This is a genomic window from Neisseria sp. (genome assembly GCF_041804105.1).
Taxonomy (GTDB): Bacteria; Pseudomonadota; Gammaproteobacteria; order Burkholderiales; family Neisseriaceae; genus Neisseria.
The window spans coordinates 1-24,105 of record NZ_JBHCJY010000042.1; the positions used below are offsets into that span (position 1 = coordinate 1).

Sequence of the window (24,105 nt, forward strand, 5' to 3'; positions counted from 1 at the left end):
ATACGCGGCGGAACAGCCTCTGCGCCGACAGCGCAACGGCGGGACGGGTTTCGGCGGCTTGGGCGCGGGCATGGGCGAGCAGCTGTTCCAGCAGGCGGCGGTTGCGGGCGATGCCCTGCTGCAAAGCGGCAAGCTGGCCACGCTGGGTTTTGGGCAGGGCGGCGGTGTCGATGCGGTCGGCCTGCAACGATAAAGCGGTCAGCGGGCTGCGCAGTTCGTGGGCGGCGTCGGCGATAAACCGCTGCTGCTGCTGCATCGCACCGGAAACGCGCCCGAGCTGGCGGTTGATGGCCTGCACGAACGGCAGGATTTCACTGGGCAGATTGTGTTCGGGCAACTCTTCCAAATCGCTGCCGCCGCGCCGTTCGAGATTGTCGGCCAGCCGCCGCACGGGGGCGAGCGAGCGGCGCACAATCCAAACGGTTAAGGCGGCGGACAGCGGTATCAGCAGCAAAACGGGCAGCGCGCCGTGCCACGCCAGGTCTTCCGCGATGTCTTCGCGCAATTCGGTTTCCTGCCAAACCACCACGCGCCCGCTGCCGCTGTTGTGGATGTAGACACGGAAATCGTCGCCGCCGTCGGTAACGTCGTAAAACCCCGACTGCCGGCCGCTTTCGAGACGGAACGGCAAATCGCCTTCTTCGGCATCGGCGCGGTCGGGAAAGCCGAAATAGATGCGTTCGTCGTTGTCGCCTTCGTGTTGCGGCGGCGCGGCGGGATTGAGATGGGTGGCGGTCTGCCGGAGCAGGATGTCCTGAAATTCTTTGCTTTCGCTGTAAACGCTGTAAAACAGATAGCCGCCGGCTACCAGCGCAAACAGGAAAACCAGCAGCGTGAAGGCCAGCGTCAGGCGGATTTGCAGGGAGTTTTTGATGGTGGTCAGCATGGTTGGGCAGACGTGTTTTCAGACGGCATGGATAAGGCCGTCTGAATCAAGCGGTTTTCGGTTTGGAGATGCTCTGCCCTGACATATCGGGCATGCCGACCGGCATCGGAAAAGTTCTTAACGGCCATAAAGATAATCATAAAAAACAAAGATTTGATTGAATGGAGCATTCACAACACCGGCCGTCATTCCTGCGCAGACGGAAATCCAACTGGGTATTCACAAACGCATGAATCAGCAAGATTGCTTAAACTTCCCACACGGATTTCCGCCTGAGCGGGAATCCGTGTGGGAAGTTGGAGAAATCGGTCTTGCCGGTTACTGGTCAACACAATACCCAAACACGGCAAAAAAATCAGTAATCGCGGTGTGCGGAAATGATACGGCCTGTTTCGGCATCGATGACGACTTTGTACTCTTTTGCGCCTTTCTGAACCTCCACTTCGAAATAGGCACCGCCGTAGCGGCTGTTTTCAAATTCCACTTCGTCGATGCGCGCGCCTTGTCCGATTTTACCTGAGGCAATCTGCGCGGCTTTTTCATGGGAAATATAACGGTGGCGGTTGCGGCTGTAATGCCCGTCGTCATCGTCGGCAAACGCGGGGGCGGAACAGGCAAGTGCGGCGGCCAGCAGAACGGCTTTCATCGGGTTCATGTGTTTGTGTTCTCTCTCTGCAAAGGATTTTCAGACGGCCTTGGCTTGGCCGTCTGAAAACCGTTTTGCTGTTTTATTTTGTATATTGTTTAGTAGTCGCGGCGTTTGCTCAACACGCGGCCGGTTTTGGCATCGACCACCACATCGTATTCGCCGTCCTGTCCGAAGACCTCCACTTCGAAATACGCACCGCCCACGCGGTTGTGTTCGAAATCGACTTCCTTGGTGCGCGCGCCTCGGCCTACGGCATCGGTAGCGATTTTGGCGGCTTTTTCATAAGTGATGTACTGGCTTTGGTTCTGCTGATAGTGCCATTCGTCGTCATCGGCGAAAGCGGGGGCGGAGAAAGACAGCGCGGCGGCGGCAATCAGAGCGGTTTTGGCAAATTTCATTTTCGGTTTCCTTGTATAGGGTTGGATGTAAGATACGGCGTTTGCACCGTGTTTTCTTGCTACGCTTCGCATCTTACCGACCGAAAATTAGGAGAGAATTAGGGAGATGTTAAATTTTTTTAAGACGCCGTCTGAAAAACATACCGCATTGTTTTTCAAATGCCTTTATCCACCATCCAACCCACGCCGCGTATGTTTTTGATGTGTTCTTTGCCGATTTTGCGCCGCAGCGCGTGAATCAGATAATCCACCGCATTGCTTTCCACTTCCTCGCCCCAGCCGTAGATTTTGTCTTCCAGTTCGGCGCGCGACAGAATACTGCCCGCCCGCAGCAGCAAGGCCTGCAAAACGGCGAATTCCTTGCTGCTCAAAGCCACTGTTTCGGGATTGCCCGCCACGGCAACGCAATGCGTGGCCGGGTCAAGCGTCAACACGCCGTTGCCCGGCTGCGGGGCGGATTGGCCGTGCCGCCGGCGCAACACCGCACGGATGCGGGCATGCAGTTCGGCCAAATCAAACGGTTTCACCAGATAATCGTCGGCACCGCCGTCCAAACCCGACAGGCGGCTGCCCAAATCGTCGCGTGCGGTCAGAATCAGCACAGGTAGGTTGCCGCCCTGCCGTATTTCGCGCAATACCTGCAATCCGTCCTGCCCGGGCAGCCCCAAATCGAGCAGCAGCAAATCATAGGGTTGGGCAGCGGCAGCAGTTGCGGCCTGCAAACCGTTGTCCACCCAGTCCACCGCATAACCCGCATCGCGCAGACTGCCCGCCACCGCATCGGCAATCATCGCATCGTCTTCAACCAATAAAATCCGCATAACATCCCTTTGTATCTGCAAATAAACGGAATTATAACGTGAAGTGCCGCATTGCCTGCCGCATTTTCCAAACAAGGCATACGGCAACCGCAATCCCGCCGGATAACGGCCATCGGCTTCAGCCGCAATCTCCGGCACTGTATTACAATCCCTCCCACCCCGTCCGCCGAATCCGACACATCGGGACATCCCGATACCGAAACGGCACGGCGTTACGGGACAAACCATTTATACCGATTCTTACCCGCACAACCTTGTCTCTTCAGGAGTCCCGAACATGGAACTCAAAATCCCGCCCCTTGTCTGGCTGCTGCTGACCGCCGCACTGATGTGGCTTGCAGCCCGAACCGACATCCCCGCCTTGATGCCCCCTGCCCCGTTCCTTGCATTGCTGGCGCTGGCCGCAGGTATCGTCGTTCAAGCCGCAGGTATTTGGGCGTTTTATCAGGCACGCACCACCGCCAACCCGCTCCGTCCCGACCATACCGCCGCCATCGTCGAACACGGCATCTTCAGCCGCACCCGCAACCCTATGTATCTGGGCATGGTTTTCCAACTGGCGGCTTGGGCATTGTGGCTCGGCCATTCCGCCGCATGGCTCGGCCTGCCGCTGTTCATCACCTGCCTGACCCTGTGGCAGATACGCCCCGAAGAACGGATTCTCACGGAAAAATTCGGCCGGCCCTATCTCGACTACTGCCGCCGCGTCCGCCGCTGGCTGTAAACATAAAGGCCGTCTGAAAAACATTTTCAGACGGCCTCTATGTTTTTTCGCAACGCCTTCAGCAATATTCCGTAAAAAACTCCCCTTTTGCACCATTTGCAGGCAGACGGAAACACAGTTTCTGAAACCCCGTTCCGGCGCTTTACCGCAAACAAAAAAACCACCGCCTTCACCGCCGCAGATTCCCGCCGCTCCGAAACCAACCTTCCGATGCCGGCCATCATGTTGTTTTACCGGCACATCAAGAACCAAACCAATTCAATAAAAAACATCCGGTTACAAAAAATCCTTTTGAACACACCACCCGTTTTTCATATTTTTTTAAAATCAACCCGAGAAAAACTTGCCAAACGAATTTATCTTGTGTATATTCGTATTCAAATGAATACAAAAAGGTTCAAACGTAATGAACACCGCCACACGAATTCCCGTCAGCGTGCGGATTACACAAGAAGATGCTGATTTTATTGCCTCTTTAAACCTTGAAGGCGCGCATACGCCGTCTGAAAAAATCCGCGAACTGCTCAAACAGGCACGGCTGGCGCACACGCAGGCGCAGGATTACGAATCGGCTTTGGGCGCAATGGAAAAATTCCTGCAAAACGCCAAGCGCGACGTTGCCCGTGCGGAAAAAAACCTGGGCGTACACTCGCATATTCTGGCGCGGCTGTTCGAATTGCTGCCCGATTTGGCCGCCACGCTGGCGCAAAACCTGCCCGACGATACCGACCTTGCCGCCCTGAAAAACCACGAACGCGAAATGATGTGGCGCGCGGTGCGGCTGACCGACTCCATACTGCAGCTGGCCGTTACCGGCAAAGGCGCGGCTTACGACGATTCCGTACTGCAAGAGCTTGAAAACACGCTCAAACTGGCGGAAATCGTCAAAACCGCAAGAGAGGCCGTCTGAAAATGGGCAGCGGATTATCCGAAATGGCCGAACGCCGCGCCCGTAAAATCAAACGCCTACGCGCCACAAAAGGCGGATTGATGAACGACAGCAAATGGGCAAAGATTTTTGATGTCATCATTGCCGCCACCGGAATAGAAACCGCCCGTGCAAAAATGCTGGACGAGGAACGGCTGTACGAAATGCGTTTAAAAATCTACTCGGAAACCCTGCGCGGCCATACCGACGACTGGACTGCCGGGCCGCTGAAACTGTCGGAAATCGAATACATGGCGGTTACGCTGCCGAACGATACCGATTTGCCTGCTTTGGCGCAGGCCATCAACGATTGCGGGCAATTCGAGTTTGATTTGGAACCGGGCAGCCTGACGGTTTACGGCTACCGCTAGACAGGCCGTCTGAAAACGGATTGAAGCCGTAACGCAGGCAGGTTCATGCATCAAACACCAAAACGGTTTCAAACGGCAAAAGGCCGTCTGAAAAACCATCCCACTGTTTTTAAAAAGGAAACAAAAATGAGCGAAACCTTATCACGCAGGGTCGGACGTTTGGTCAGCGGCGGTTTTCACGCGCTGGCAGATGCGGCGGAAAACCTGATGCCCGAAGCGGTGATGAACGAAAACATCCGCGAAATCGAACGCGCAATCGACGAAGTGCGCGCCGAATTGGGCAAAGTGCTGGCGCAGAAACACCTTGCCGCCAAGAAAATGGCCGACGAAAGCAACCGCCACGAAGCCCTTGCCGCCAGCCTGCAAGCCGCCGTCGATGCGGGGCGCGACGATTTGGCCGAAGCGGGCATCGCCGAACAGATGGACATCGAAGCGCGTCTGCCCGTGTTGGAAAACACCATCGCCGACTGCGCCGCACAGGAAAAAGAACTCGAAGGCTTTATCGCCGCATTGCAGGCCAAACGCCGCGAAATGCAGCAGCAGTTGCAGGAATGGAAAGCCGCGCAGAACACCGCAGACACAGGCGGCACATCGGGCGGCAACCTGAACCGCATCGCGCGCGAAGCGGAAAAAAGCGGCAACGCGTTCGACCGCGTGATGGGCAGGCAGAACGCCGTCCACACCGCCACTGAAGCCGCGCAGCTGGCCAAACTGAAAGAGCTGGAAGATTTGAGCCGCAACAACCGCATTGCAGAACGGCTGGCCGCATTGAAAGCGGGGAAATGATGGATTTTATTGAAAAAATTAACAACCTTGATAATCAAATAGCTGCTTACCACCGAATACTTAATTACCACGCAGCATGGTTTTTATTAGCAACTATTTCAACATGATCACTAGGTAAAGACCATCCTGTCATAGGATTAATTGCTGCTTTCTTAATCATGTATTTCTATGTTGTGATTGTGTTCAATGATTTAAAAGCAGAATACGACAATAAATTGGTTATAGATGGGTGGAAAGTCCATATCAAAAAAGCCATAGATATGCTGAAAACTGAAATTTACGAAAATAGCGAAGGTTCGGAACAACAGAGTTTTTTGGATTTACTGGAAAAACAATGCAACAGTCGACTGAAATTTAAGAGCTTTTTTAAGCATCGTCCGTTCCTGATTGCCTTCTGCTTTTTCGGCTGGATGTTTTATGAAATGCTAATGTTGTCTCTTTTTTATCTGAAGTCCATTATTGCATAACAATATTTCATTTTCAGACGGCCTTCCAACACAAGGCGGACAGGCCGTCTGAAAATACGGTTCCGACACAATAAAACATAAAAAAAACCATGCAGCAAACGTCTTACAAACTCTCTCCTGCCGAACGCAAAGGGGTGGCCGCCGCAGCCGTGGTGCTGGTTTGCAGCATCGCCGGACTGATATACGCCAACATGCCGCAAACGCCCGAACCGCAGGCCGCAGCGGAAAAAACGGAAAAAAATGCCGCGAAGCCGCTTTCAGACGGCCTAACTGCAAAACGCGCTGCCGACAAACCCGTTGTACCGAACGAACCGCTGCCGGTTCCCGCCGTTGCCCCTGAAACGGAAAAGCTCTACCGCCAAGGCATGAACCATGCCCGTGCAAACGACTGGGCGGCTGCGCTGCCGCTGCTCGAACAGGCGGCGCAGGCAGGCCATTGGAAAGCACAGAACAATCTCGGCGTTGCCTATCTGGAAGGAAAAAACGGCGTACCGCGCGACGATGCAAAAGGCTGCGGGCTGATGATACAGGCCGTTACGCGGTATCCCGATTTTCATACTGCCGACAACGTGCGGATGTGTTTGGAAGAAAAGCCGGGCATCGACGGCAGCGGTGCGGCGCAAGCCCTGAAACCGCTGGCACAGGCGGGTTACGGCACGGCACAATACGCGCTGGCAAGCCTCCAACTTTACGGCGGCGGCAAGGTTTCAGACGGCCTTTACTGGCTGGGCGAAGCCGCCCGACGCGAACCGGCCGTGATGCAGCAATTTGCCGCGTGTTTCGGACAACGTACATGCAGCCGCGAGTTTTACGACCCCGCCGTTGCCCATTCCGTGCAAAAAGTATTGCGGCGGGGAAAGCCGCGAAGCTGGTGGCAAAAGCTGACCGGCAGCCTGTTTTCCGATTCGGACGAAAAAACGCAGCAGACAGCGGATGAATACGTCCGCCGCTGGCAGGGGCTGGAGAATCATGCGCTGGCCGCCGCCGTGATGCGCGAAACGGGCTTGGAAAAGCCGTCCGAATAGCCATACTTTTAAATGAACGGAAACAGTTTTTCAGACGGCCTCATCCGTTTTGAACAGGCCGTCTGAAAAGATAAAGGACAACCATGTGGAATTTGATCACTGCCCCTGAAAACACCGTATTCGGCGTTGCACTGATGCTCATGCTGATGCTCGGCCTGCTGGAACTCGTTTCGCTGCTTTCGGGCGGTTTCACCGATTTTATCGACAACCTGCTGCCCGACAGCCTCACTGACGCACACGCGGAAGTGGGTTTGGACGCGGCGGATGCGGGCGTGTTTATCCGTTTTTTGAGCTGGCTGTATGTCGGCAAAGTGCCGCTGCTGATGCTGACGGTGGTGTTTCTGGCCGTGTTCGGCATCACCGGGCTGCTGGTTCAGACGGCCTTTGCCGCCGTTGCCGGCAGCTACCTGAACGGCTGGCTGGCCGCCGCCGCAACCTGGTTCGTCTGCCTGCCTTTGGTACGCGGCACGGCGGCAGCGCTGTATAAAATCATGCCGAAAGATGAAACCACCGCCGTGGCGCAAAACAGTTTGGTCGGACGCGTGGGCGTGGTGGTTATCGGCGAAGCGCGGCAGGACAGCGCGGCGCAGGTGCGCGTGAAAGACCAATTCGGCCAGCAGCATTATGTGATGGCCCAAGCGGATACGGAAGACGTGTTGAAACAGGGCGATGCCGTTTTGCTGGTGTCGGCGGACGGCGGCATGTTCAAAGCGATTGCCAACCCGAGCGGGAGTCTGACGGATTAAGGCCGTCTGAAAAATATCGGGGAACGGAAACCAAGTTCCCGAACCACACAAACCCAACCATTTCAAACCAACTGCCTTTCAGACGGCCTGCTGTGCTTTAGGCCGTCTGAAAAACCGAAACACACTGTAAATACCTATCCCACCCAACCTCAATCAAAGGAAACGTTATGACCCTCATCACCATCGCCAGCATCGCCGGCATCATCCTCGTCGCCCTCTTTATCCTCGGCCTGATTCTCACCCGCCTCTACCGCCGCGCCACCAAAGAAGTTTCCTTCGTGCGCACGGGTTTCGGCGGCGAAAAAGTGATTATGAACGGCGGTGCGCTGGTGCTGCCCGTACTGCACGAAGTCATTCCCGTCAACATGAATACGCTGCGGCTGGAAGTGCGCCGCGCCGCCGATGCCGCGCTGATTACCCGCGACCGTATGCGCGTGGACGTTACCGCCGAGTTTTATGTGCGCGTGAAACCCACCGCCGAGAGCATCGCCACCGCCGCGCAGACTTTGGGCATGAAAACCATGTCGCCCGAGCAGCTCAAAGAATTGGTGGAAGGCAAATTCGTGGACAGCCTGCGCGCCGTGGCCGCGGAAATGGCGATGGAAGAGCTGCACGAAAAACGGGTGGATTTCGTACAGAAAGTTCAGCAGGTGGTTTCCGAAGATTTGTTCAAAAACGGCTTGGAACTGGAAACCGTGTCGCTCACCGGTTTAGACCAAACCAGCTTCGAATTCTTCAACCCGCAAAACGCGTTCGACGCGGAAGGTTTGACCAAGCTCACCGAAACCATCGAAGTGCGCCGCAAAAAGCGCAACGAAATCGAGCAGGACACCGATTTGGCGATTAAGGCGAAAAACCTCGAAGCCGAGCAGCAGCGTTTAAAAATCGCCCGCGAAGAAGAATACGCCAAGCTGGAACAGGAACGCGAAATCGCCGTGCGCCGCGCCGAACAGGAAGCCAGCATCGCCGAACAGGAAGCGGCCAAAAAACGCGAAGCCGAAGAAGCCAAAATCGCCGCCGAACGCGAAGTGGATTTGAAGCGCATCATCGCCGAGCGCGACATCAAAAACGAAGACATCAAAAAAGCGCAGGCCGTCGAGCAGGCCGAAGTGGAACGCCGCAAAGCGATTGAACTGGCCGAACAGGACCGCGCCATTGCCGTAGCCGAAAAATCACGCGCCGAATCGGAAGCCAAAGCCGAAGCCGACAAAGCCCGCGCCGCCGCCGTTCGCGAAGAAGAAAGCGTGATTACCGTGCGCGAAACCGAGCGCGCCGAACGTGCCAAAGCGGTGGAACTGATTGCCGCGCAGGAAGCCGCGCAAAAAGACGCCATCGCGTTAACCGTAGCCGCCGACGCCGAAAAACTGGCGGCGCAAGACCGTGCCGAAGCCGTGCGCATCGCCGCTGAAGCCGAGGCCGAGAAACAGCGTCTGCAGGCCAAGGGCGAAGCCGATGCGAAAATCCTGCTGGCGCAGGCGCAGGAACAGCAATACAAAGTGGATGCCGAAGGCACGAAAGCGGTCAACGAAGCGGCCAACGTATTGAGCGTGGAACAGGTCGAAATGCAGATCCGCCTTGCCCTGCTGCGCCACCTGCCCGACATCATCCGCGAATCCGTGCGCCCGATGGAAAACATCGACGACATCAAGATTCTGCAGGTAAACGGTTTGGGCGGTTTCGGCGGCTCGGGCGGCGGTACGGACAACGCCGTTTCAGACGGCCAATCCAGCCTGGCCGACCAAATGGTCAACAGCGCGCTGCGCTACCGCAGCCAAGCCCCGCTGGTCGATAACCTCCTGAAAGAAATCGGCTTGAACGGCGCAGACATCAACGGCCTGACGCAAGGCTTGGACAAAGGCGTTTCCGGCAAACAGGCGGATTAAGCACCCGCATGCCGAAAACCAAACAGGCCGTCTGAAAACATTTTCAGACGGCCTGTTTTAGAAACGGCCTTTGATTGTTTGAAAAGGCTGAATTTGAAATGGCCATATTTGTATTGAACTGCACCTACACAATGCGTTGATCTGTACCGTATCTCTGAAATTCATCCTTCCCGCGCAGGCAGGAATTCAGCGTTACTATACAAAAACCTTTTTTATTCATGTATTTACGAATATCAACCATAGATTCCCGCCTGCGCGGAAATGACGACTCTGAAAATTACACGATACAGTCGTCAACCAAAAAAGACCAAAATAATGCGGCCAGCAGAACGCCGCAACCATTCAAACAACAGATGCCGTCTGAACAACAGGCAGGTATCCGCCTATTGAATTGACAACTGAAAGTGAGTGAAACCCGAAGGCCATGAAGCAAAGGCCGTCTGAAAAGTTTTCAGACGGCCTTTCCTGCTTATGCAACCGCAAAGTAACGCCGACGGTATTTCGGTTAAAATAACGCCCTTTCCCATTATCCCGCTCCCCGCACCATGCTCGAACTCAAAAACCTTACTCTCCGCCGCGGCCTGAAAGTTTTGCTCGACCAAGCGTCCGTAACCGTCAACCCCAACCAGCGCGTCGGCCTGATCGGCAAAAACGGCACGGGCAAATCCAGCCTGTTTGCGCTGATTAAAGGCGAAATCACACAGGATGCGGGCGATATTTCCGTTCCGAAACACTGGAAAATCGCGTCGGTGGCACAGGAAACGCCCGCTCTGGCGGTTTCCGCGTTGGATTATGTATTGCAGGGCGATGCCGAATTGCAGGCTTTTCAGACGGCCTTGGCCGCTGCGGAAGCGGCCAACGACGGCATGAAACAGGCCGAATACCATGCCAGGCTCGAAGAAATCGATGCCTACACCGCCCCCGCGCGTGCCGCCAAATTGTTGGGCGGCTTAGGGTTTTCGCAGGAAGAACACGCCAAGAGCGTGAAAGAATTTTCCGGCGGCTGGCGGATGCGGCTCAATCTCGCGCAGGCGTTGATGTGCCGTGCCGACCTGCTGCTGCTCGACGAGCCGACCAACCACTTGGATTTGGAAACCGTGTTGTGGCTGGAAAACCATCTGGCCAACCTGCCGTGCACGCAAATCATCATTTCGCACGACCGTGATTTTCTCAATGCCGCCACCACGCAAACCGTTGAATTGGCAAACCAAAAACTCACGCTCTACGGCGGCGGCTACGATTTCTACCAAACCGAGCGGGCGCGGCGTTTGGCGCAACAGCAAGCCGCCTATGCCAAACAGCAGGCGCACATCAAACACCTGCAATCGTTTATCGACCGTTTCAAAGCCAAGGCCACCAAAGCAGTGCAGGCGCAAAGCCGTATGAAAGCCTTGGCCAAGCTGGAACGCATCGCGCCCGCGCATCTCGACAGCGAATTTTCGTTTGAATTCGACAGCCCCGCCCATCTGCCCAACCCCTTGTTAAAGCTGGACAAAGCCGCCTTGGGCTACGGCAGCAGCACCGTTCTGCACGACATCACCCTTTCGCTCGAAAGCGGCGCGCGCTACGGCCTGCTCGGTGTCAACGACAGCGGAAAATCCACATTTATCAAAGCCTTGGCAGGCGAACTCGAATTGCGTTCGGGCAGCATCACCAAGTCCGACAAACTCAACATCGGCTATTTCGCCCAACACCAGCTCGACACCCTGCGCGACGACCAAAGCCCCGTCTGGCACATCCAACAGCTTTCGCCCGCCGTGCGCGAACAGGAAATCCGCAACTTTCTCGGCGGTTTCAATTTCGTCGGCGATGCGGCATTGCAGAAAATCGAACCGTTTTCCGGCGGCGAAAAAGCCCGTCTCGCGCTGGCGATGATCGTGTGGCAGAAACCCAACCTGCTGCTGCTCGACGAACCGACCAACCACCTCGATTTGGACATGCGCCACGCGCTCACGCTCGCGCTGCAAAGCTTTCAGGGCGCGCTGATTGTGGTGTCGCACGACCGCAGCCTGCTCGAAGCCACCACCGACAGCTTCCTACTGATTGACCAAGGCCGTCTGAAACCGTTCGACGGCGATTTGAACGACTACCGCCAATGGCGTTTGGCGCAGGAAAATGCCGCAGCCTCCCCCGCAGCCTCAGTGCAAAGCCAAAACCGCAAAGACACCAAACGGCTGGAAGCCCAGATGCGCCAGGAAAAAGCCCGCCGCACCAAACCGATACAGCAGAAAATCGACCAAGCCGAAAAAGAAATGGCCGGGCTGACGGAAATTCAGACGGCCTGTGAAACATTTTTGGCACAAGAAGATGCGTATAGCGATGAAAACAAAGCCGAACTGCAAAAAACGCTGGCAAAATTAACAGAAACAAAAGTAAAATTAACAAAACTAGAAGAAAGCTGGCTGTCCCATCAGGAAGAACTCGAACGGGTACACGCCGAAATCGAAGCGCAGTTTCCAAGCTGAAAGGCCGTCTGAAAACCGCAACACCATATGAAACAGGAAAACATGTCTCTGAAAACCACCCTCTCCCTAACCGCAGCAACCGCCGCACTCGCCCTGTCCGTACCGGCAGCCGCCCAGGTGTTTACCTGCATTTCCGGCGGCCGTACCGTCTATACCTCCGACGGCAGCGGCAAATGCAAAAACGAAAAACTGCCCCGCATCAGCGGCTACAACGGCGTAAAATACGCGCCCGCACAAAACGGCACGGCCCAAAACACGCCGTCTGAAAAACCGCAAAGCAGCGCAAACGGCCACACGGCGGAAAAAACACCCGCAGCCCCCCAAGCAGCCGTAGCGGACACCAAACCGCAAACACCGCCGCCCGTTCCGTCCGCCGTAAAACCTGCTGCCCCCAAACCCGCAGCCGCGCCCATGCCGGAACCGCCGCCGCCGATGTAAAACGGACAACCCGTCCCCCTACCCCACAACACAATCACAACAAAAGTCGTCAAAAATACATATGAAAACACTGCACGGGATTATCGGCCTGCTGCTTGCCGCCGCAGCCGCCCAAACCGCACAAGCCGCAAGAATCTACACCTGCGAACGCAACGGCGAAACCGTTTACACGTCCAACCCGGGCGGCGACTGCCGTTCCGCCGACCTGCCCTCCATCGGCAAATACAGCAGCGCCCGCTACGACGCACCTCCTCCCCCGCCCGTTATCCGCGCAGACAACGGCAGCGAAACCGCAGCCCGCCCCACACGTAAAAAACAGAACACCGCCAGAGCCGCCGTTCCTAAAGCCGCCCCGGTCAAAGCCGCATATGTACCCGCGCCCACGGCTGCCGCTTCCGTACCGAAACCCGCCAACAACAGCCGCCGCAGCATTCTCGAGCAGGAACTGGCCAACGAACGCAAAGCCCTGAACACCGCACAGAAATCGCTCAGCGAAGCCCGAACCGCCAAAGGCGGCACCATTAACCAACAGCAAATCAACTCCCTGCAAAGCAGTGTGCTCGACCATCAATTGAGCATACAGGCACTGCAACGGGAATTGGGACGGATGTAGCCGCAGTTTTGCTCCCCAACCGAAACAGGCCGTCTGAAAACGTTTTTCAGACGGCCTGTTTATTGCAAGTACAACCATATCAAATGGAACACGGGAACCGTTACCAGAATAATGCGGCAGTTTCCCTAATACCGTCATTCCCGCACAGGCGGGAATCCATGGAGAAATACGGGAAACATTCACTGTTAAACGGTTATCCAACCAAACCTTAACGGCAAACATGGATTCTCGCCTGCGCTGGAATGACGGCTGTGAGCGACGCCGCACAGACCAATGCTCTGTCTCAACTGCCAAACGATACATGCCGTCTGAAATGGTTTTTCAGACGGCATGTGTGGCACGCAAACGCAGTCAAACGATAAAAGGCCGTCTGAAAAATTTTCAGACGGCCTTCGCTTTTACAGCCACTCAAAATCAGGAAAACCTTACACCACGCCCTGTGCCAGCATGGCATCGGCAACTTTGACGAAACCGGCGATGTTCGCACCGTTGACATAGTTGACGGTGCCGTTTTCTTTGCCGTACTGCACGCAGGATTCGTGGATGCTCAACATGATGCCCAACAGCCGCTGGTCAACTTCTTCGCGCGTCCAAGACAGGCGGATGGCGTTTTGGCTCATTTCGAGACCCGAAGTCGCCACGCCGCCGGCGTTGGCCGCTTTGCCCGGGGCATACAGGATTTTCGCGTTGACGAAGGCTTCGACCGCACCCAGAGTGGACGGCATATTGGCACCTTCGGCCACCACGAAACAGCCGTTGGACAACAGCGTTTTGGCATCGTTTTCGTCCAATTCGTTCTGGGTTGCGCAAGGCAGCGCGATGTCGCACGGCACGCTCCACGGTTTTTGGTCGGCAAAGTATTCCAAGCCCTGTTCTTTGGCGTAAACCGACAAACGTTCGCGGCGCACTTCTTTCAGTTCGATCAGGGCGGCCAGTTGCGCTTCGGTCATGCCGTTGTCGGCGAATTTCACGAAACCGTTGGAATCGGAAACGGTCAGCACTTTCGCACCCAACTGGATGGATTTTTCACAGGCGTATTGGGCAACGTTGCCCGAACCGGAAACCACCACGCGTTTGCCGGCAAAGCTGTCGCCTCGGGTTTTCAGCATGGCTTCGGCAAAGTAAACGGTACCGTAACCGGTGGCTTCGGGACGAATCAGGCTGCCACCCCATTGCAGGGCTTTGCCGGTAAGCACGGATGCGAATTCGTTGCGCAGGCGTTTGTATTGGCCGTACAGGAAGCCGATTTCACGACCACCCACACCGATGTCGCCGGCGGGTACGTCGGTATCCGCGCCGATGTGGCGGAACAGTTCGCTCATAAACGATTGGCAGAAGCGCATCACTTCGCCGTCGGATTTGCCTTTGGGGTCGAAATCCGAACCGCCTTTGCCGCCGCCCATCGGCAGGGTGGTCAGCGAGTTTTTGAACACCTGCTCGAAGGCCAGAAATTTCAATACGCCCAAATCCACGCTGGGATGGAAACGCAGACCGCCTTTGTAGGGACCGATGGCGGAAGACATCTGCACGCGGTAGCCGCGGTTGACCTGCACTTCGCCTTTGTCGTCCACCCACGGTACGCGGAACATAATCACGCGCTCGGGTTCGACGATGCGCTCAAGCAGACCCTGCTTGGTATATTTCTGGTTTTGCGCCAGAAACGGGCCGAGACTTTGGAACACTTCTTCGACAGCCTGATGGAATACGGTTTGGTTGGGATCGCGCTGTTTGATCTTGGCGAACAGGTTGTTTAAGTCTGTCATTTTCTTCTCCGGACTAAGGTAAACGGTTTGTAACAATCACACGGGATTTCGTGGAGAAAACTATAAACCCATTTTATTTTTCTGCCAAGCTTTTTCACGTAAAATTGTCAACAATCTAAACTTATTTTTTGATTTTAATCAGATTTTTTAAAACAGCAAAACTTAGATTGTCAACAATTAATCCTAAAAACCTTCCTGTTCCAGCACCAGGCCGTCTGAAAAACGGGTTTCAGACGGCCTGTGCTTTCTTTTTTAGACAAACCGCCGCTTGCCGCCGAATCCGCCAATTGCAGCACACATCTTCCGCCTATTGGCACGCGATGCACACGGCCTGCTATAATCCGCCCTCAGGCTGCATTCCGCAGACCTGCAAAACATCCGAAGGCACGACATGAAACCATATCTCGACCTGATGCAGCACGTTTTAACCCGCGGCACCGACAAATCCGACCGCACCGGCACGGGTACGCGCTCGGTATTCGGCCATCAAATGCGTTTCGATTTGAACGACGGCTTTCCGCTTCTGACCACCAAAAAGCTGCACCTGCGCTCCATCATCCACGAGCTGTTGTGGTTTCTCAAAGGCGACACCAACATCAAATACCTGAAAGACAACAATGTTTCGATTTGGGACGAATGGGCCGACGAAAACGGCGACTTAGGCCCCGTTTACGGCTACCAATGGCGCAGCTGGCCCGCTCCCGACGGCCGCCACATCGACCAAATCGCCAACGTGGTGGAACAAATCAAAAAAAATCCCGACAGCCGCCGCTTAATCGTTTCCGCATGGAATCCCGCCCTTGTTGACGAAATGGCCTTGCCGCCCTGCCATGCGCTGTTCCAGTTTTACGTTGCCGACGGCAAACTCTCCTGCCAGCTCTACCAACGCAGCGCCGATATTTTCTTGGGCGTACCGTTCAACATCGCCAGCTACGCGCTGCTGACCATGATGATGGCGCAGGTATGCGGTTTGAAAGCAGGCGAATTCATCCACACTTTCGGCGACGCACACCTTTACAGCAACCATTTCGAACAGGCCGAACTGCAACTCTCCCGCGAACCACGCCCGCTGCCGACGATGAAAATCAATCCCGAGGTGAAAGATTTGTTTGCATTCAAGTTTGAAGATTTCGAACTGACGGATTACGACCCGCACCCGCACATCAAAGCGGCGGTGGCCGTTTAACCGCTTGAGGCCGTCTGAAAAATTTCTTTTCAGACGGCCTCAAGTTTATTTGTATTCAAGGTGAAACGATGCCGACTGAAAAACAAAAAATGCAGGCAGGCGTGTTATACGATGCCAATCATGATGCCGAATTGTTACAAGAACGCGCCGACGCTAAAGACGCTTGTTTTGAGTTCAACCAAACCAGGCCGTCTGAAAACGCGAAGCAAACCGAAATCCTGCGCCGCTTATTGGGAAAAACACCCCAGCATTTTTACATTACCCAGCCGTTTTGGTGCGACTACGGCTACAACATCGAATTGGGCGAAAATTTCTATGCCAATCATAATCTGGTGATACTCGACGGCGCAAAAGTTACCTTCGGCGACAACGTTTTCATCGCGCCCGACTGCGGTTTCTACACCTCCGGACACCCGGTTGACGCCGAACGCCGCAATCAAGGCTTGGAATACGCCCACCCGATTACGGTTGGCGATAATGTCTGGTTCGGCGGCGGCGTGAAAGTCATGCCGGGCATAACCATCGGCAGCAATGTAGTCATTGCCGCCGGCAGCGTAGTAACGAAAGACATTCCCGACAATATGATTGCAGGCGGTGTCCCATGTAAAGTGTTACGGCCGATTGATGACCAGGATAAAGAAAATCCACATATATTTAAAACCAATAAACCATAAAAACAGTAGGTAAAAAGGCCGTCTGAAAAAGTTTCAGACGGCCTTTTCATTTTTACCTGCGGCGGCGAATTGATTTCTGCCATTGCCTAAAATTTATCCGCAATATTGGGGACAAACGCTTTCTGCCGTGCCGATCACAGCCAAACAAAAAACCATCACCCATGCTTTTCCACGGCTTCATCTGACATTAGCAGGCCGTCTGAAAAGCCACCGGATACGGCAGTTACGGCCTTATTCGTTCTCCGGCAGTTCCGCCGAACCCATCCGCCGCAGGATAATATTGGTTTTACCACGCAGGCGTTTGGACTTGGGGTTGTCGGCGTAGAACAGCGGCGCGGGAACACGGGCGGCGAGCTTGGCAGCCTGCTGTTTGGTGAGGTTGGCGGCGGGCTTTTTATAGAAATGCCGCGCCGCAGCTTCAGCGCCAAATACGCCGTGCCCCCATTCGATAACGTTCAGATAAAGTTCGAAAATACGGTCTTTGTCGGTGGTGGCTTCGAGCATAGCGGTGATGGCGGCTTCTTCGCCTTTGCGGATATAGCTCTGCCATTCGTTGAGAAACAGGTTTTTCGACAGCTGCTGGCTGATGGTGGAACCGCCGCCTTTGATGGTGCCGCTGGCTTCGTTGCGCCGCATCGCGTTTTTGATGCCGTTCCAATCGAAACCGCTGTGGCTGGAAAACGCGGCGTCTTCGGAAGCAATCAGCGCCTTTTTCAGATTGACGGAAATCCGGTTGTACGGCACCCAGCGGTAATCGAGAGAAACATCGCGGTTTTCGCGCGCGTACTGGTTCATCCGCACCCACATAAACGACGTTTTGTGCGGTGCGACGGCGCGGTAGGTAATGATGTTACCGTAAACATAGGCATTGAAAAAAACGAACACGGCCACCGGCAGCGCGACGAGCCATTTCAGGATACGCATCTCAGAGTTCCTTGATTGTGCGGATAACGGGAACGATGTCGGGTGCAAAACCGCGCCACAGCTGGTAGGAAAAGGCGGCCTGCCCGACCAGCATGCCCAGCCCGTCGGCGGTTTGCACCGCACCCGACGCTCGGGCAAAACGTAAAAACGGTTCGGCTTCTTTGCCGTAAACCATATCGTAGGCCAACAGGCACTTGCCGAACACCTCGGGCGCGATGTCGGGAAGTTCGCCGCTCAAACCGCCCGACGAAGCATTGATGATGATGTCGAAGCCGTCGGCAGGCAGTTCCGACAATAAGGCCGTCTGAACGCCGAACCTGCCGGCCAGTTCCCGCGCTTTTTCGGGTGTCCGGTTGGCGATAACGATGCCCGCCGGTTTTTCGTCCTGCAACACAGGCACCACGCCGCGCACCGCGCCGCCCGCACCGATAATCAGAATGTTCCTGCCCGCAATGCCGACGTTCTGCGCTTTCAGGATATCCTGCACCATGCCGACGCCGTCGGTATTGTCCCCCAGGAAACGCCCGCCCCCCAACGGGATAACCGTGTTCACCGCCCCTGCCGCCAAAGCACGCTCGGAATGTTCGTCCACCCAGTTGTAGGCATCGACTTTGAACGGCAGCGTTACATTCGCGCCCTGCCCGCCTTCGGCAAAAAAGCGCGCCGCTGCTTCCGCAAACCCGCCGATGTCGGCGCAAATTCGGCCGTAATCGATGTCCGCACCTTCCTGTTTGGCAAATTCCTGATGGATTTGCGGCGATTTACTGTGGGCGACGGGATTGCCGAACACGGCATAACGGGGTTTCAGATTCATCATGGCATTCCTTTGGATACGACTGCGCTTAGGTTTATTCATCAGGCTTTGTGTTTAAACGGTGCGGTTGAGGCCGATACCGCCGTTCCCCCCGATTGGGCATCCGTAGATGCGTCGGGCTTCAGACGGCCTGAACCAACACATGTGCACACGCGGCATGTCATCATTATAACGGTGTTTTATCTGCCCGACGGCGCTTTCAACGGCAAAGGCCGTCTGAAAACGCTTTTTTGCACTTTTCCGCCGCATTTTTCCGCTGCCTTTTCCATCCGGAAAACCCAAGCAGGACTTTATCGGCGAACGTTTCGCCAAAGTACGGCGCAAAACATCCGCACCAAAATTGTTGACAATTTCCCCGTCGAAAATTATATTTCAGCCGTCCATCCGCGGCCCTGTTCCCAACAACATCAAGGCCGTCTGAAAACCGCTGTCCGCACCTTACGGGAAGCTGCACCGTATTTTTAAGGCTGTAATGTTGGATGATGCCTTAACGACATCCATATCTTTATTATTCCGGCTCAGGCGGGAATCCGGAAAACCGGAAAAGCTGCCAAAAAATCTTATCCCTGAACATAACGGTGTGAATACCCGCTTGAGCCGGAATGACGGTTGCAAACGCTGCGGCCTCAATCCACGTACAGTACCGACACAGCCTGTTCATAAAGACAATCCCGAGCCAACCGCTCTCGGCAACCCGTTTTCCTTCGCACCGGTATTTTCAGACGGCCTTTGCCGGGCAAACCGCCGCCCGTTATTTTATTTGCCGCAAACCGTGTTTTTCGTACCCCAACTGTGGCAAAATACCGCAGTTGAACCTTTTCCGCCATAGATTCCATACCGATTTTAGGAGCCATCATGTCTGTCAAAGACGTTGTCAAACTGATTGAAGAAAACGAAGCCCGCTTCGTAGATTTGCGCTTCACCGACACCAACGGCAAGCAGCACCACTTTACCGTTCCCGCCCGTATCGTGCTCGACGACCCCGAAGAATGGTTTGAAAACGGGCAGGCGTTCGACGGCTCGTCCATCGGCGGCTGGAAAGGCGTGCAGGCTTCCGACATGCAGCTCCGGCCCGACCCGGCCACCGCCTATATCGACCCGTTTTACGACGACACCACCGTTGCCGTTATCTGCGACGTCATCGACCCCGCCAATGGCCAGGGCTACGACCGCGACCCGCGTTCCATCGCCAAACGCGCCGAAGCCTACCTGAAATCGTCGGGCATCGGCGACACGGCGTTTTTCGGCCCCGAACCCGAGTTTTTCGTGTTCGACGGCGTGGAATTCGAAACCGGCATGCACAAAACCCGCTACGAAATCACTTCGGAAAGCGGCGCATGGGCCAGCGGCCTGCATCTCGACGGCCAAAACACCGGCCACCGTTCCACCGTTAAGGGCGGCTACGCACCCGTCGCACCCGTGGATGCAGGACAGGATTTGCGTTCGGCCATGGTCAACATTCTCGAAGAAATCGGCATCGAAGTGGAAGTGCACCACGCCGAAGTCGGCACCGGCAGCCAAATGGAAATCGGTACCCGCTTCAACACGCTGGTGCGCCGCGCCGACCAAACCCAAGACCAGAAATACGTGATTTTCAACGTGGCCCACAATTTCGGCAAAACCGCCACCTTCATGCCCAAACCCATCATGGGCGACAACGGCTCGGGCATGCACGTCCACCAGTCCATCTGGAAAGACGGGCAGAACCTGTTTGCGGGCGACGGCTATGCGGGCTTGAGCGAAACCGCTTTGTACTACATCGGCGGCATCATCAAACACGCCAAAGCGCTCAACGCCATCTGCAACCCCGCCACCAACTCCTACAAACGCCTGGTGCCGCACTTTGAAGCACCGGTCAAACTGGCCTACTCCGCCAAAAACCGTTCCGCCTCCATCCGCATTCCGGCGGTAACCAGCCCGAAAGCCGTGCGCATCGAAGCCCGTTTCCCCGACCCGTCCGCCAACCCGTATCTGGCCTTTGCCGCGCTGCTGATGGCCGGTTTGGACGGCATCCAAAACAAAATCCACCCGGGCGAACCGGCCACCAAAAACCTGTACGACCTGCCGCCCGAAGAAGACGCGCTCGTGCCGACCGTGTGCGCCTCGCTGGAAGAAGCCCTTGAAGCCCTGCGTGCCGACCACGAATTCCTGACGCGCGGCGGCGTGTTCAGCAAAGACTGGATCGACAGCTACATCGCCTTCAAAGAAGAAGACGTACGCCGCATCCGCATGGCACCGCACCCGCTGGAATTCGAAATGTATTACAGCCTGTAATATCGGGCATCGTATTCGCAAGGCCGTCTGAAAACATTCAGACGGCCTTTATTACATCCGACTACACAAAACGGCGCAGATGCTTTGCTTTCACGGTCTTTTACGGTATGCTCACCGCCGATGCCTGCGTTTTTACAGACACCATGCTTTTGTTTTCTTGCGCAAGCATTTGCCGTTAAAAGGATTTTTCGGAAATCCGCTCCGCAACTTCCACCGGCGCTTTATCAGAAAAACAACCGGCTTGCGCACGCGCACAGCCTTGAGGAGCAGAAAAATATGAATCCCATGTACATCACCTTCGGCATCTATCTGGTTGCCGTCCTTCTCATCGGCCTTGCCGCCTACTTCTCCACGCGCAATTTCGACGACTATATTCTCGGCGGGCGCAGTCTCGGCCCGTTCGTTACCGCGATGTCCGCCGGTGCGTCCGACATGTCGGGCTGGCTGCTGATGGGGCTGCCCGGCGCGATTTATGCCGCGGGCCTGAGCGAAGCGTGGATTGCCATCGGGCTGGTCATCGGCGCGTGGCTCAACTGGCTTTTGGTGGCCGGCCGCCTGCGCGTGCACACCGAATACGCCAACAACGCGCTCACGCTGCCGGATTATTTCTACCACCGTTTCGGCGCGCACGGCCATGCGATGAAGGTGATTTCCGCCATCATCATCCTGTTTTTCTTCACCATTTACTGCGCCTCCGGCATCGTGGCGGGCGCACGCCTGTTCCAGAGCCTGTTTGAAGGCATGAGCTACGAAACCGCCATGTGGCTGGGCGCGGGCGCAACCATCGCCTACACCTTCATCGGCGGCTTTCTCGCGGTAAGCTGGACAGACACCGTACAGGCCACCCTGATGATTTTCGCGCTGATTCTGACCCCGATAATGGTTTACCTCGCGCTCGGCGGCGCAGACGAAATGAACGCCGCCATTCAAGCCGCCGCCCAAACCACCGGCAAAGAATACGGCAGCCTGTTTGCCGGCACCACCTTCCTCGGCATCATCTCCACCGCCGCATGGGGCTTGGGCTATTTCGGCCAGCCGCACATCCTCGCCCGCTTCATGGCCGCCGAAAACGTCAAATCGCTCACCAGCGCGCGCCGCATCGGCATGACCTGGATGATCCTCTGCCTAGGCGGCGCCGTAGCCGTCGGCTATTTCGGCATCGCCTACTTCGGCGCCCATCCCGACCAAGTCGGCGCGATGGACGGCAACAACGAACGCATCTTCATCGCCCTCTCCACCATCCTGTTCAATCCGTGGATTGCCGGCATCATCCTGTCCGCCATCCTTGCCGCCGTCATGTCCACCCTGTCGTGCCAACTGCTCGTATGCTCCAGCGCGATTACCGAAGACTTCTACAAAGGCTTCCTGCGCCGCAACGCACCACAGGGCGAACTGGTTTGGGTCGGCCGCATCATGGTATTGGCCGTGGCCGTCATCGCCATTCTGATTGCCTCCAACCCCGAGAGCAAAGTCTTGGGACTGGTTTCCTACGCATGGGCGGGCTTCGGCGCCGCGTTCGGCCCCGTCGTGATTCTGTCGGTATTGTGGAAACGCATGACCGCGCACGGCGCGCTGGCCGGCATGATTACCGGCGCCGTGGTATGCGTGGCCTGGGCCGAATTCGCCAACCCCGCGCTCAAAGCCGCAGGCATGGCCACCATGTACGAAATCGTTCCCGGCTTCATCGCCTGCTGGATGGTTTCCATGATCGTGTCGCTGGCCGGCAAAGAACCCCCGCGCGAAGTGGTGGAAAAATTCGAACAGGCCGACGCGGAATACCGCGCAGCCAGATAAGCAAAGCGGGCACATGCCCGCTTTTTGCCGCCCGTTTTCAGACGGCCTGATACAGATGCCGTCTGAAAAACAGTGAACGAAACACCGAACGGCACATCTAAAATACCAAACCGCACCGGTTTACCGTTCCGCAACCGAAGCCGCCGTTCACCAAGCCCGCGCCGAAACCGACGCAGCACGGCAACGCTTTACCGCATACCCGCTTCCCGTTTTCAGACGGCATCCGCCCCGACAAAGCCTGTCTGAAACCCAAACCGCAGGGTGGGTGTAAACCCACCAATTGACACCATCTGAAAAGTAGTAGGTTCACACCCACCCTACACACACAAAAACACCGTAGGTCGGGCATTCATGCCCGACGAAACGGCAAACGGAACCATCCATTGTCGGGCATGAATGCCCGACCTACAAGGAAAGGAAACAGCTCGCCGGAACGTCCAACATTTCAGACGGCCTGAAAATACAGTTGGCAAACCTTGAATTTCGGATGCCCGTTCCCCAACCCACGCCGTCTGAAAACACAGATGCCTGTCTGAAACCCAAGCTGCAGGGTGGGTGTCAACCCACCAATTGACGCCGTCTGAACAGCGGTGGGGTTACACCCAACCTACGAACTTATACCCTGCAAAACCGAATAACCATGCCTGTCTGAAAAACTTTTCAAACGGCCTGCCTCCCGCAACAACCCGTTCTCCGTGGGAAAACACGAAACGCCCGAAACATTTGCCCCAACCCGACAACCGAAAGGAAAAACCATGAAAGCCCCCGCCCTCCTGTCCGTCCTCCTCCTTGCCGCCTGCGCCGCCACGCCGCCCGAAAACCTCGTCGGCACATGGCAGGTGCAGGAAGCCGACACCGCCGCCCTGCCCCCGCAGGTCAAACTCGAACTGCGCGCCGACGGCCGCTTCACCGCCTCCGGCGGCTGCAACAACCTGGTCGGCCAATACCGCACCAGCAGCGCCCGCCTGACCTTTTCCGACGCCGCCAGCACCCTGATGGCCTGCCCCGACAAACAGCAGACAGACACCGACGCCCGCCTCGGCGCAGCCGTCGGCCAAGCCCGCACCTACCGCATCAGCGGCACACAGATGGAATGGCTCGACGGAAACGGCAAAACCGTACTCAAAGCCCAAAAAACCGCCCCGTAACCCGCGGCAGGCATTTCCAGACGGCATCCGAACCGCGGCGAATGAAGTCTGACAAAGCCCAACACCTTTGCAAAACTCGCAAATATTCGGAAACCTTTAATCCGTCATTCCCGCGCAAGCGGGAATCCAGACTTATCGGTTTCAGAAATATTTAGAAATTACAGTAGATTAAAATTCTGGATTCCCGCCTGCGCGGGAATGACGGGCATAGGTTTTCAGATTTAAACCGAGTTTTGCAAAGGTCCAGCCCGTCCGAAAAATTCACACAAGCCGCATTGCCATGTGCAGGCCGTCTGAAAACCAATGCCTGTCTGAAACTCAAGCCGTA

At 55.8% G+C, this 24,105-nt stretch carries 24 protein-coding genes; 16 read left to right on the plus strand and 8 right to left on the minus strand.

Annotated elements, in window-relative coordinates; all coding sequences use genetic code 11:
- The 4 genes from ACEYDX_RS04275 to ACEYDX_RS04290 form a co-directional block, all read right to left on the minus strand.
- Positions 1-886 (minus strand): histidine kinase dimerization/phospho-acceptor domain-containing protein (locus ACEYDX_RS04275; RefSeq protein ID WP_373740793.1); only part of this gene is annotated, 886 nt, incomplete at its 3' end.
- A gap of 355 nt (positions 887-1,241) precedes the next feature.
- Complete coding sequence (locus ACEYDX_RS04280) at positions 1,242-1,541, minus strand: PepSY domain-containing protein (RefSeq protein ID WP_373740794.1); 300 nt, start codon at positions 1,539-1,541, stop codon at positions 1,242-1,244.
- 89 nt (positions 1,542-1,630) lie between these two features.
- Positions 1,631-1,933 carry a PepSY domain-containing protein gene (locus tag ACEYDX_RS04285; RefSeq protein ID WP_373740795.1) on the minus strand — a complete coding sequence of 101 codons (303 nt, stop codon included), beginning with the start codon at positions 1,931-1,933 and terminating at the stop codon, positions 1,631-1,633.
- 155 nt (positions 1,934-2,088) lie between these two features.
- The gene (locus tag ACEYDX_RS04290) at positions 2,089-2,754 is read right to left on the minus strand and encodes a response regulator (protein WP_373740796.1); all 666 of its coding nucleotides are present in this window, start codon (positions 2,752-2,754) and stop codon (positions 2,089-2,091) included.
- A 277-nt stretch (positions 2,755-3,031) separates the two neighbouring features.
- Between ACEYDX_RS04290 and ACEYDX_RS04295 the strand changes: the two genes are divergently transcribed.
- From ACEYDX_RS04295 to ACEYDX_RS04345, 11 genes are all read left to right on the plus strand, one after another.
- Positions 3,032-3,478 carry an isoprenylcysteine carboxylmethyltransferase family protein gene (locus ACEYDX_RS04295; protein WP_373740797.1) on the plus strand — a complete coding sequence of 149 codons (447 nt, stop codon included), beginning with the start codon at positions 3,032-3,034 and terminating at the stop codon, positions 3,476-3,478.
- Between the two features lie 87 nt (positions 3,479-3,565).
- Positions 3,566-3,940: a hypothetical protein gene (locus ACEYDX_RS04300; RefSeq protein WP_373740798.1), complete on the plus strand. Its 375-nt coding sequence runs from the start codon at positions 3,566-3,568 to the stop codon at positions 3,938-3,940.
- Complete coding sequence (locus tag ACEYDX_RS04305) at positions 3,885-4,388, plus strand: hypothetical protein (protein WP_373740799.1); 504 nt, start codon at positions 3,885-3,887, stop codon at positions 4,386-4,388. The genes ACEYDX_RS04300 and ACEYDX_RS04305 overlap by 56 nt, the downstream gene beginning before the upstream one ends.
- 2 nt (positions 4,389-4,390) lie before the next feature.
- Positions 4,391-4,777, plus strand: coding sequence for a toxin-antitoxin system protein (locus ACEYDX_RS04310; protein WP_373740800.1), 387 nt, complete (start codon positions 4,391-4,393; stop codon positions 4,775-4,777).
- A gap of 126 nt (positions 4,778-4,903) precedes the next feature.
- Entirely contained in the window at positions 4,904-5,563 is a 660-nt protein-coding gene (locus ACEYDX_RS04315) for a PspA/IM30 family protein (RefSeq protein ID WP_373740801.1), read from the plus strand.
- 556 nt (positions 5,564-6,119) lie between these two features.
- Positions 6,120-7,055, plus strand: coding sequence for a hypothetical protein (locus ACEYDX_RS04320; protein ID WP_373740802.1), 936 nt, complete (start codon positions 6,120-6,122; stop codon positions 7,053-7,055).
- A gap of 83 nt (positions 7,056-7,138) precedes the next feature.
- Positions 7,139-7,801, plus strand: coding sequence for an OB-fold-containig protein (locus ACEYDX_RS04325; RefSeq protein ID WP_373740803.1), 663 nt, complete (start codon positions 7,139-7,141; stop codon positions 7,799-7,801).
- A gap of 167 nt (positions 7,802-7,968) precedes the next feature.
- A complete protein-coding gene (locus tag ACEYDX_RS04330; protein WP_373740804.1) occupies positions 7,969-9,684 on the plus strand; it encodes a flotillin family protein in 1,716 nt (571 codons plus the stop codon).
- 545 nt (positions 9,685-10,229) lie between these two features.
- On the plus strand, positions 10,230-12,149 hold the full coding sequence (locus ACEYDX_RS04335) for an ATP-binding cassette domain-containing protein (RefSeq protein ID WP_373740805.1): 1,920 nt from the start codon (positions 10,230-10,232) through the stop codon (positions 12,147-12,149).
- Positions 12,150-12,176: 27 nt separating this feature from the next.
- On the plus strand, positions 12,177-12,587 hold the full coding sequence (locus ACEYDX_RS04340; RefSeq protein ID WP_373740806.1) for a hypothetical protein: 411 nt from the start codon (positions 12,177-12,179) through the stop codon (positions 12,585-12,587).
- 61 nt (positions 12,588-12,648) lie between these two features.
- Positions 12,649-13,200, plus strand: coding sequence for a hypothetical protein (locus ACEYDX_RS04345; RefSeq protein WP_373740807.1), 552 nt, complete (start codon positions 12,649-12,651; stop codon positions 13,198-13,200).
- Between the two features lie 425 nt (positions 13,201-13,625).
- Here ACEYDX_RS04345 and gdhA read toward each other — a convergent pair whose 3' ends face one another.
- Positions 13,626-14,963: an NADP-specific glutamate dehydrogenase gene (gdhA, locus tag ACEYDX_RS04350; RefSeq protein ID WP_373740808.1), complete on the minus strand. Its 1,338-nt coding sequence runs from the start codon at positions 14,961-14,963 to the stop codon at positions 13,626-13,628.
- A 391-nt stretch (positions 14,964-15,354) separates the two neighbouring features.
- Here gdhA and ACEYDX_RS04355 point away from each other — a divergent pair, with 391 nt between their 5' ends.
- Positions 15,355-16,149, plus strand: coding sequence for a thymidylate synthase (locus tag ACEYDX_RS04355; RefSeq protein ID WP_373740809.1), 795 nt, complete (start codon positions 15,355-15,357; stop codon positions 16,147-16,149).
- Positions 16,150-16,217: 68 nt separating this feature from the next.
- A complete protein-coding gene (locus ACEYDX_RS04360) occupies positions 16,218-16,823 on the plus strand; it encodes a sugar O-acetyltransferase (protein ID WP_373740810.1) in 606 nt (201 codons plus the stop codon).
- A gap of 231 nt (positions 16,824-17,054) precedes the next feature.
- Here ACEYDX_RS04360 and mtgA read toward each other — a convergent pair whose 3' ends face one another.
- Positions 17,055-17,747, minus strand: coding sequence for a monofunctional biosynthetic peptidoglycan transglycosylase (gene mtgA / locus ACEYDX_RS04365; RefSeq protein WP_373740811.1), 693 nt, complete (start codon positions 17,745-17,747; stop codon positions 17,055-17,057).
- Position 17,748: 1 nt separating this feature from the next.
- Positions 17,749-18,561, minus strand: a complete 813-nt coding sequence (gene aroE / locus ACEYDX_RS04370) for a shikimate dehydrogenase (RefSeq protein WP_373740818.1) — start codon at positions 18,559-18,561, stop codon at positions 17,749-17,751.
- Positions 18,562-19,416: 855 nt separating this feature from the next.
- Between aroE and glnA the strand changes: the two genes are divergently transcribed.
- Together glnA and putP are read left to right on the plus strand one after the other, a co-directional pair.
- A complete protein-coding gene (gene glnA, locus ACEYDX_RS04375; protein WP_373740812.1) occupies positions 19,417-20,835 on the plus strand; it encodes a type I glutamate--ammonia ligase in 1,419 nt (472 codons plus the stop codon).
- Between the two features lie 276 nt (positions 20,836-21,111).
- Positions 21,112-22,629, plus strand: coding sequence for a sodium/proline symporter PutP (putP, locus tag ACEYDX_RS04380; RefSeq protein ID WP_373740813.1), 1,518 nt, complete (start codon positions 21,112-21,114; stop codon positions 22,627-22,629).
- A 97-nt stretch (positions 22,630-22,726) separates the two neighbouring features.
- On the opposite strand, the gene ACEYDX_RS04385 is transcribed toward putP, so the two are convergent.
- A complete protein-coding gene (locus ACEYDX_RS04385; protein WP_373740814.1) occupies positions 22,727-22,906 on the minus strand; it encodes a hypothetical protein in 180 nt (59 codons plus the stop codon).
- 478 nt (positions 22,907-23,384) lie between these two features.
- On the opposite strand from ACEYDX_RS04385, the gene ACEYDX_RS04390 reads away from it, so the two are divergent.
- Entirely contained in the window at positions 23,385-23,777 is a 393-nt protein-coding gene (locus tag ACEYDX_RS04390; protein WP_373740815.1) for an META domain-containing protein, read from the plus strand.
- Positions 23,778-24,105 lie beyond the last annotated feature (328 nt).

Excerpts from the sequence above, each read along its gene's own strand:
- gdhA (WP_373740808.1), bottom strand. The coding sequence starts at position 14,963 with ATGACAGACTTAAACAACCTGTTCGCCAAGATCAAACAGCGCGATCCC.
- ACEYDX_RS04315 (WP_373740801.1), top strand. The coding sequence starts at position 4,904 with ATGAGCGAAACCTTATCACGCAGGGTCGGACGTTTGGTCAGCGGCGGT.
- ACEYDX_RS04345 (WP_373740807.1), top strand. The coding sequence starts at position 12,649 with ATGAAAACACTGCACGGGATTATCGGCCTGCTGCTTGCCGCCGCAGCC.
- mtgA (WP_373740811.1), bottom strand. The coding sequence starts at position 17,747 with ATGCGTATCCTGAAATGGCTCGTCGCGCTGCCGGTGGCCGTGTTCGTT.
- ACEYDX_RS04340 (WP_373740806.1), top strand. The coding sequence starts at position 12,177 with ATGAAACAGGAAAACATGTCTCTGAAAACCACCCTCTCCCTAACCGCA.
- ACEYDX_RS04325 (WP_373740803.1), top strand. The coding sequence starts at position 7,139 with ATGTGGAATTTGATCACTGCCCCTGAAAACACCGTATTCGGCGTTGCA.
- ACEYDX_RS04330 (WP_373740804.1), top strand. The coding sequence starts at position 7,969 with ATGACCCTCATCACCATCGCCAGCATCGCCGGCATCATCCTCGTCGCC.
- ACEYDX_RS04390 (WP_373740815.1), top strand. The coding sequence starts at position 23,385 with ATGAAAGCCCCCGCCCTCCTGTCCGTCCTCCTCCTTGCCGCCTGCGCC.
- ACEYDX_RS04320 (WP_373740802.1), top strand. The coding sequence starts at position 6,120 with ATGCAGCAAACGTCTTACAAACTCTCTCCTGCCGAACGCAAAGGGGTG.
- ACEYDX_RS04355 (WP_373740809.1), top strand. The coding sequence starts at position 15,355 with ATGAAACCATATCTCGACCTGATGCAGCACGTTTTAACCCGCGGCACC.
- ACEYDX_RS04310 (WP_373740800.1), top strand. The coding sequence starts at position 4,391 with ATGGGCAGCGGATTATCCGAAATGGCCGAACGCCGCGCCCGTAAAATC.
- ACEYDX_RS04305 (WP_373740799.1), top strand. The coding sequence starts at position 3,885 with ATGAACACCGCCACACGAATTCCCGTCAGCGTGCGGATTACACAAGAA.
- ACEYDX_RS04290 (WP_373740796.1), bottom strand. The coding sequence starts at position 2,754 with ATGCGGATTTTATTGGTTGAAGACGATGCGATGATTGCCGATGCGGTG.
- ACEYDX_RS04360 (WP_373740810.1), top strand. The coding sequence starts at position 16,218 with ATGCCGACTGAAAAACAAAAAATGCAGGCAGGCGTGTTATACGATGCC.
- glnA (WP_373740812.1), top strand. The coding sequence starts at position 19,417 with ATGTCTGTCAAAGACGTTGTCAAACTGATTGAAGAAAACGAAGCCCGC.
- ACEYDX_RS04295 (WP_373740797.1), top strand. The coding sequence starts at position 3,032 with ATGGAACTCAAAATCCCGCCCCTTGTCTGGCTGCTGCTGACCGCCGCA.
- ACEYDX_RS04280 (WP_373740794.1), bottom strand. The coding sequence starts at position 1,541 with ATGAACCCGATGAAAGCCGTTCTGCTGGCCGCCGCACTTGCCTGTTCC.
- ACEYDX_RS04335 (WP_373740805.1), top strand. The coding sequence starts at position 10,230 with ATGCTCGAACTCAAAAACCTTACTCTCCGCCGCGGCCTGAAAGTTTTG.
- putP (WP_373740813.1), top strand. The coding sequence starts at position 21,112 with ATGAATCCCATGTACATCACCTTCGGCATCTATCTGGTTGCCGTCCTT.
- ACEYDX_RS04285 (WP_373740795.1), bottom strand. The coding sequence starts at position 1,933 with ATGAAATTTGCCAAAACCGCTCTGATTGCCGCCGCCGCGCTGTCTTTC.
- aroE (WP_373740818.1), bottom strand. The coding sequence starts at position 18,561 with ATGAATCTGAAACCCCGTTATGCCGTGTTCGGCAATCCCGTCGCCCAC.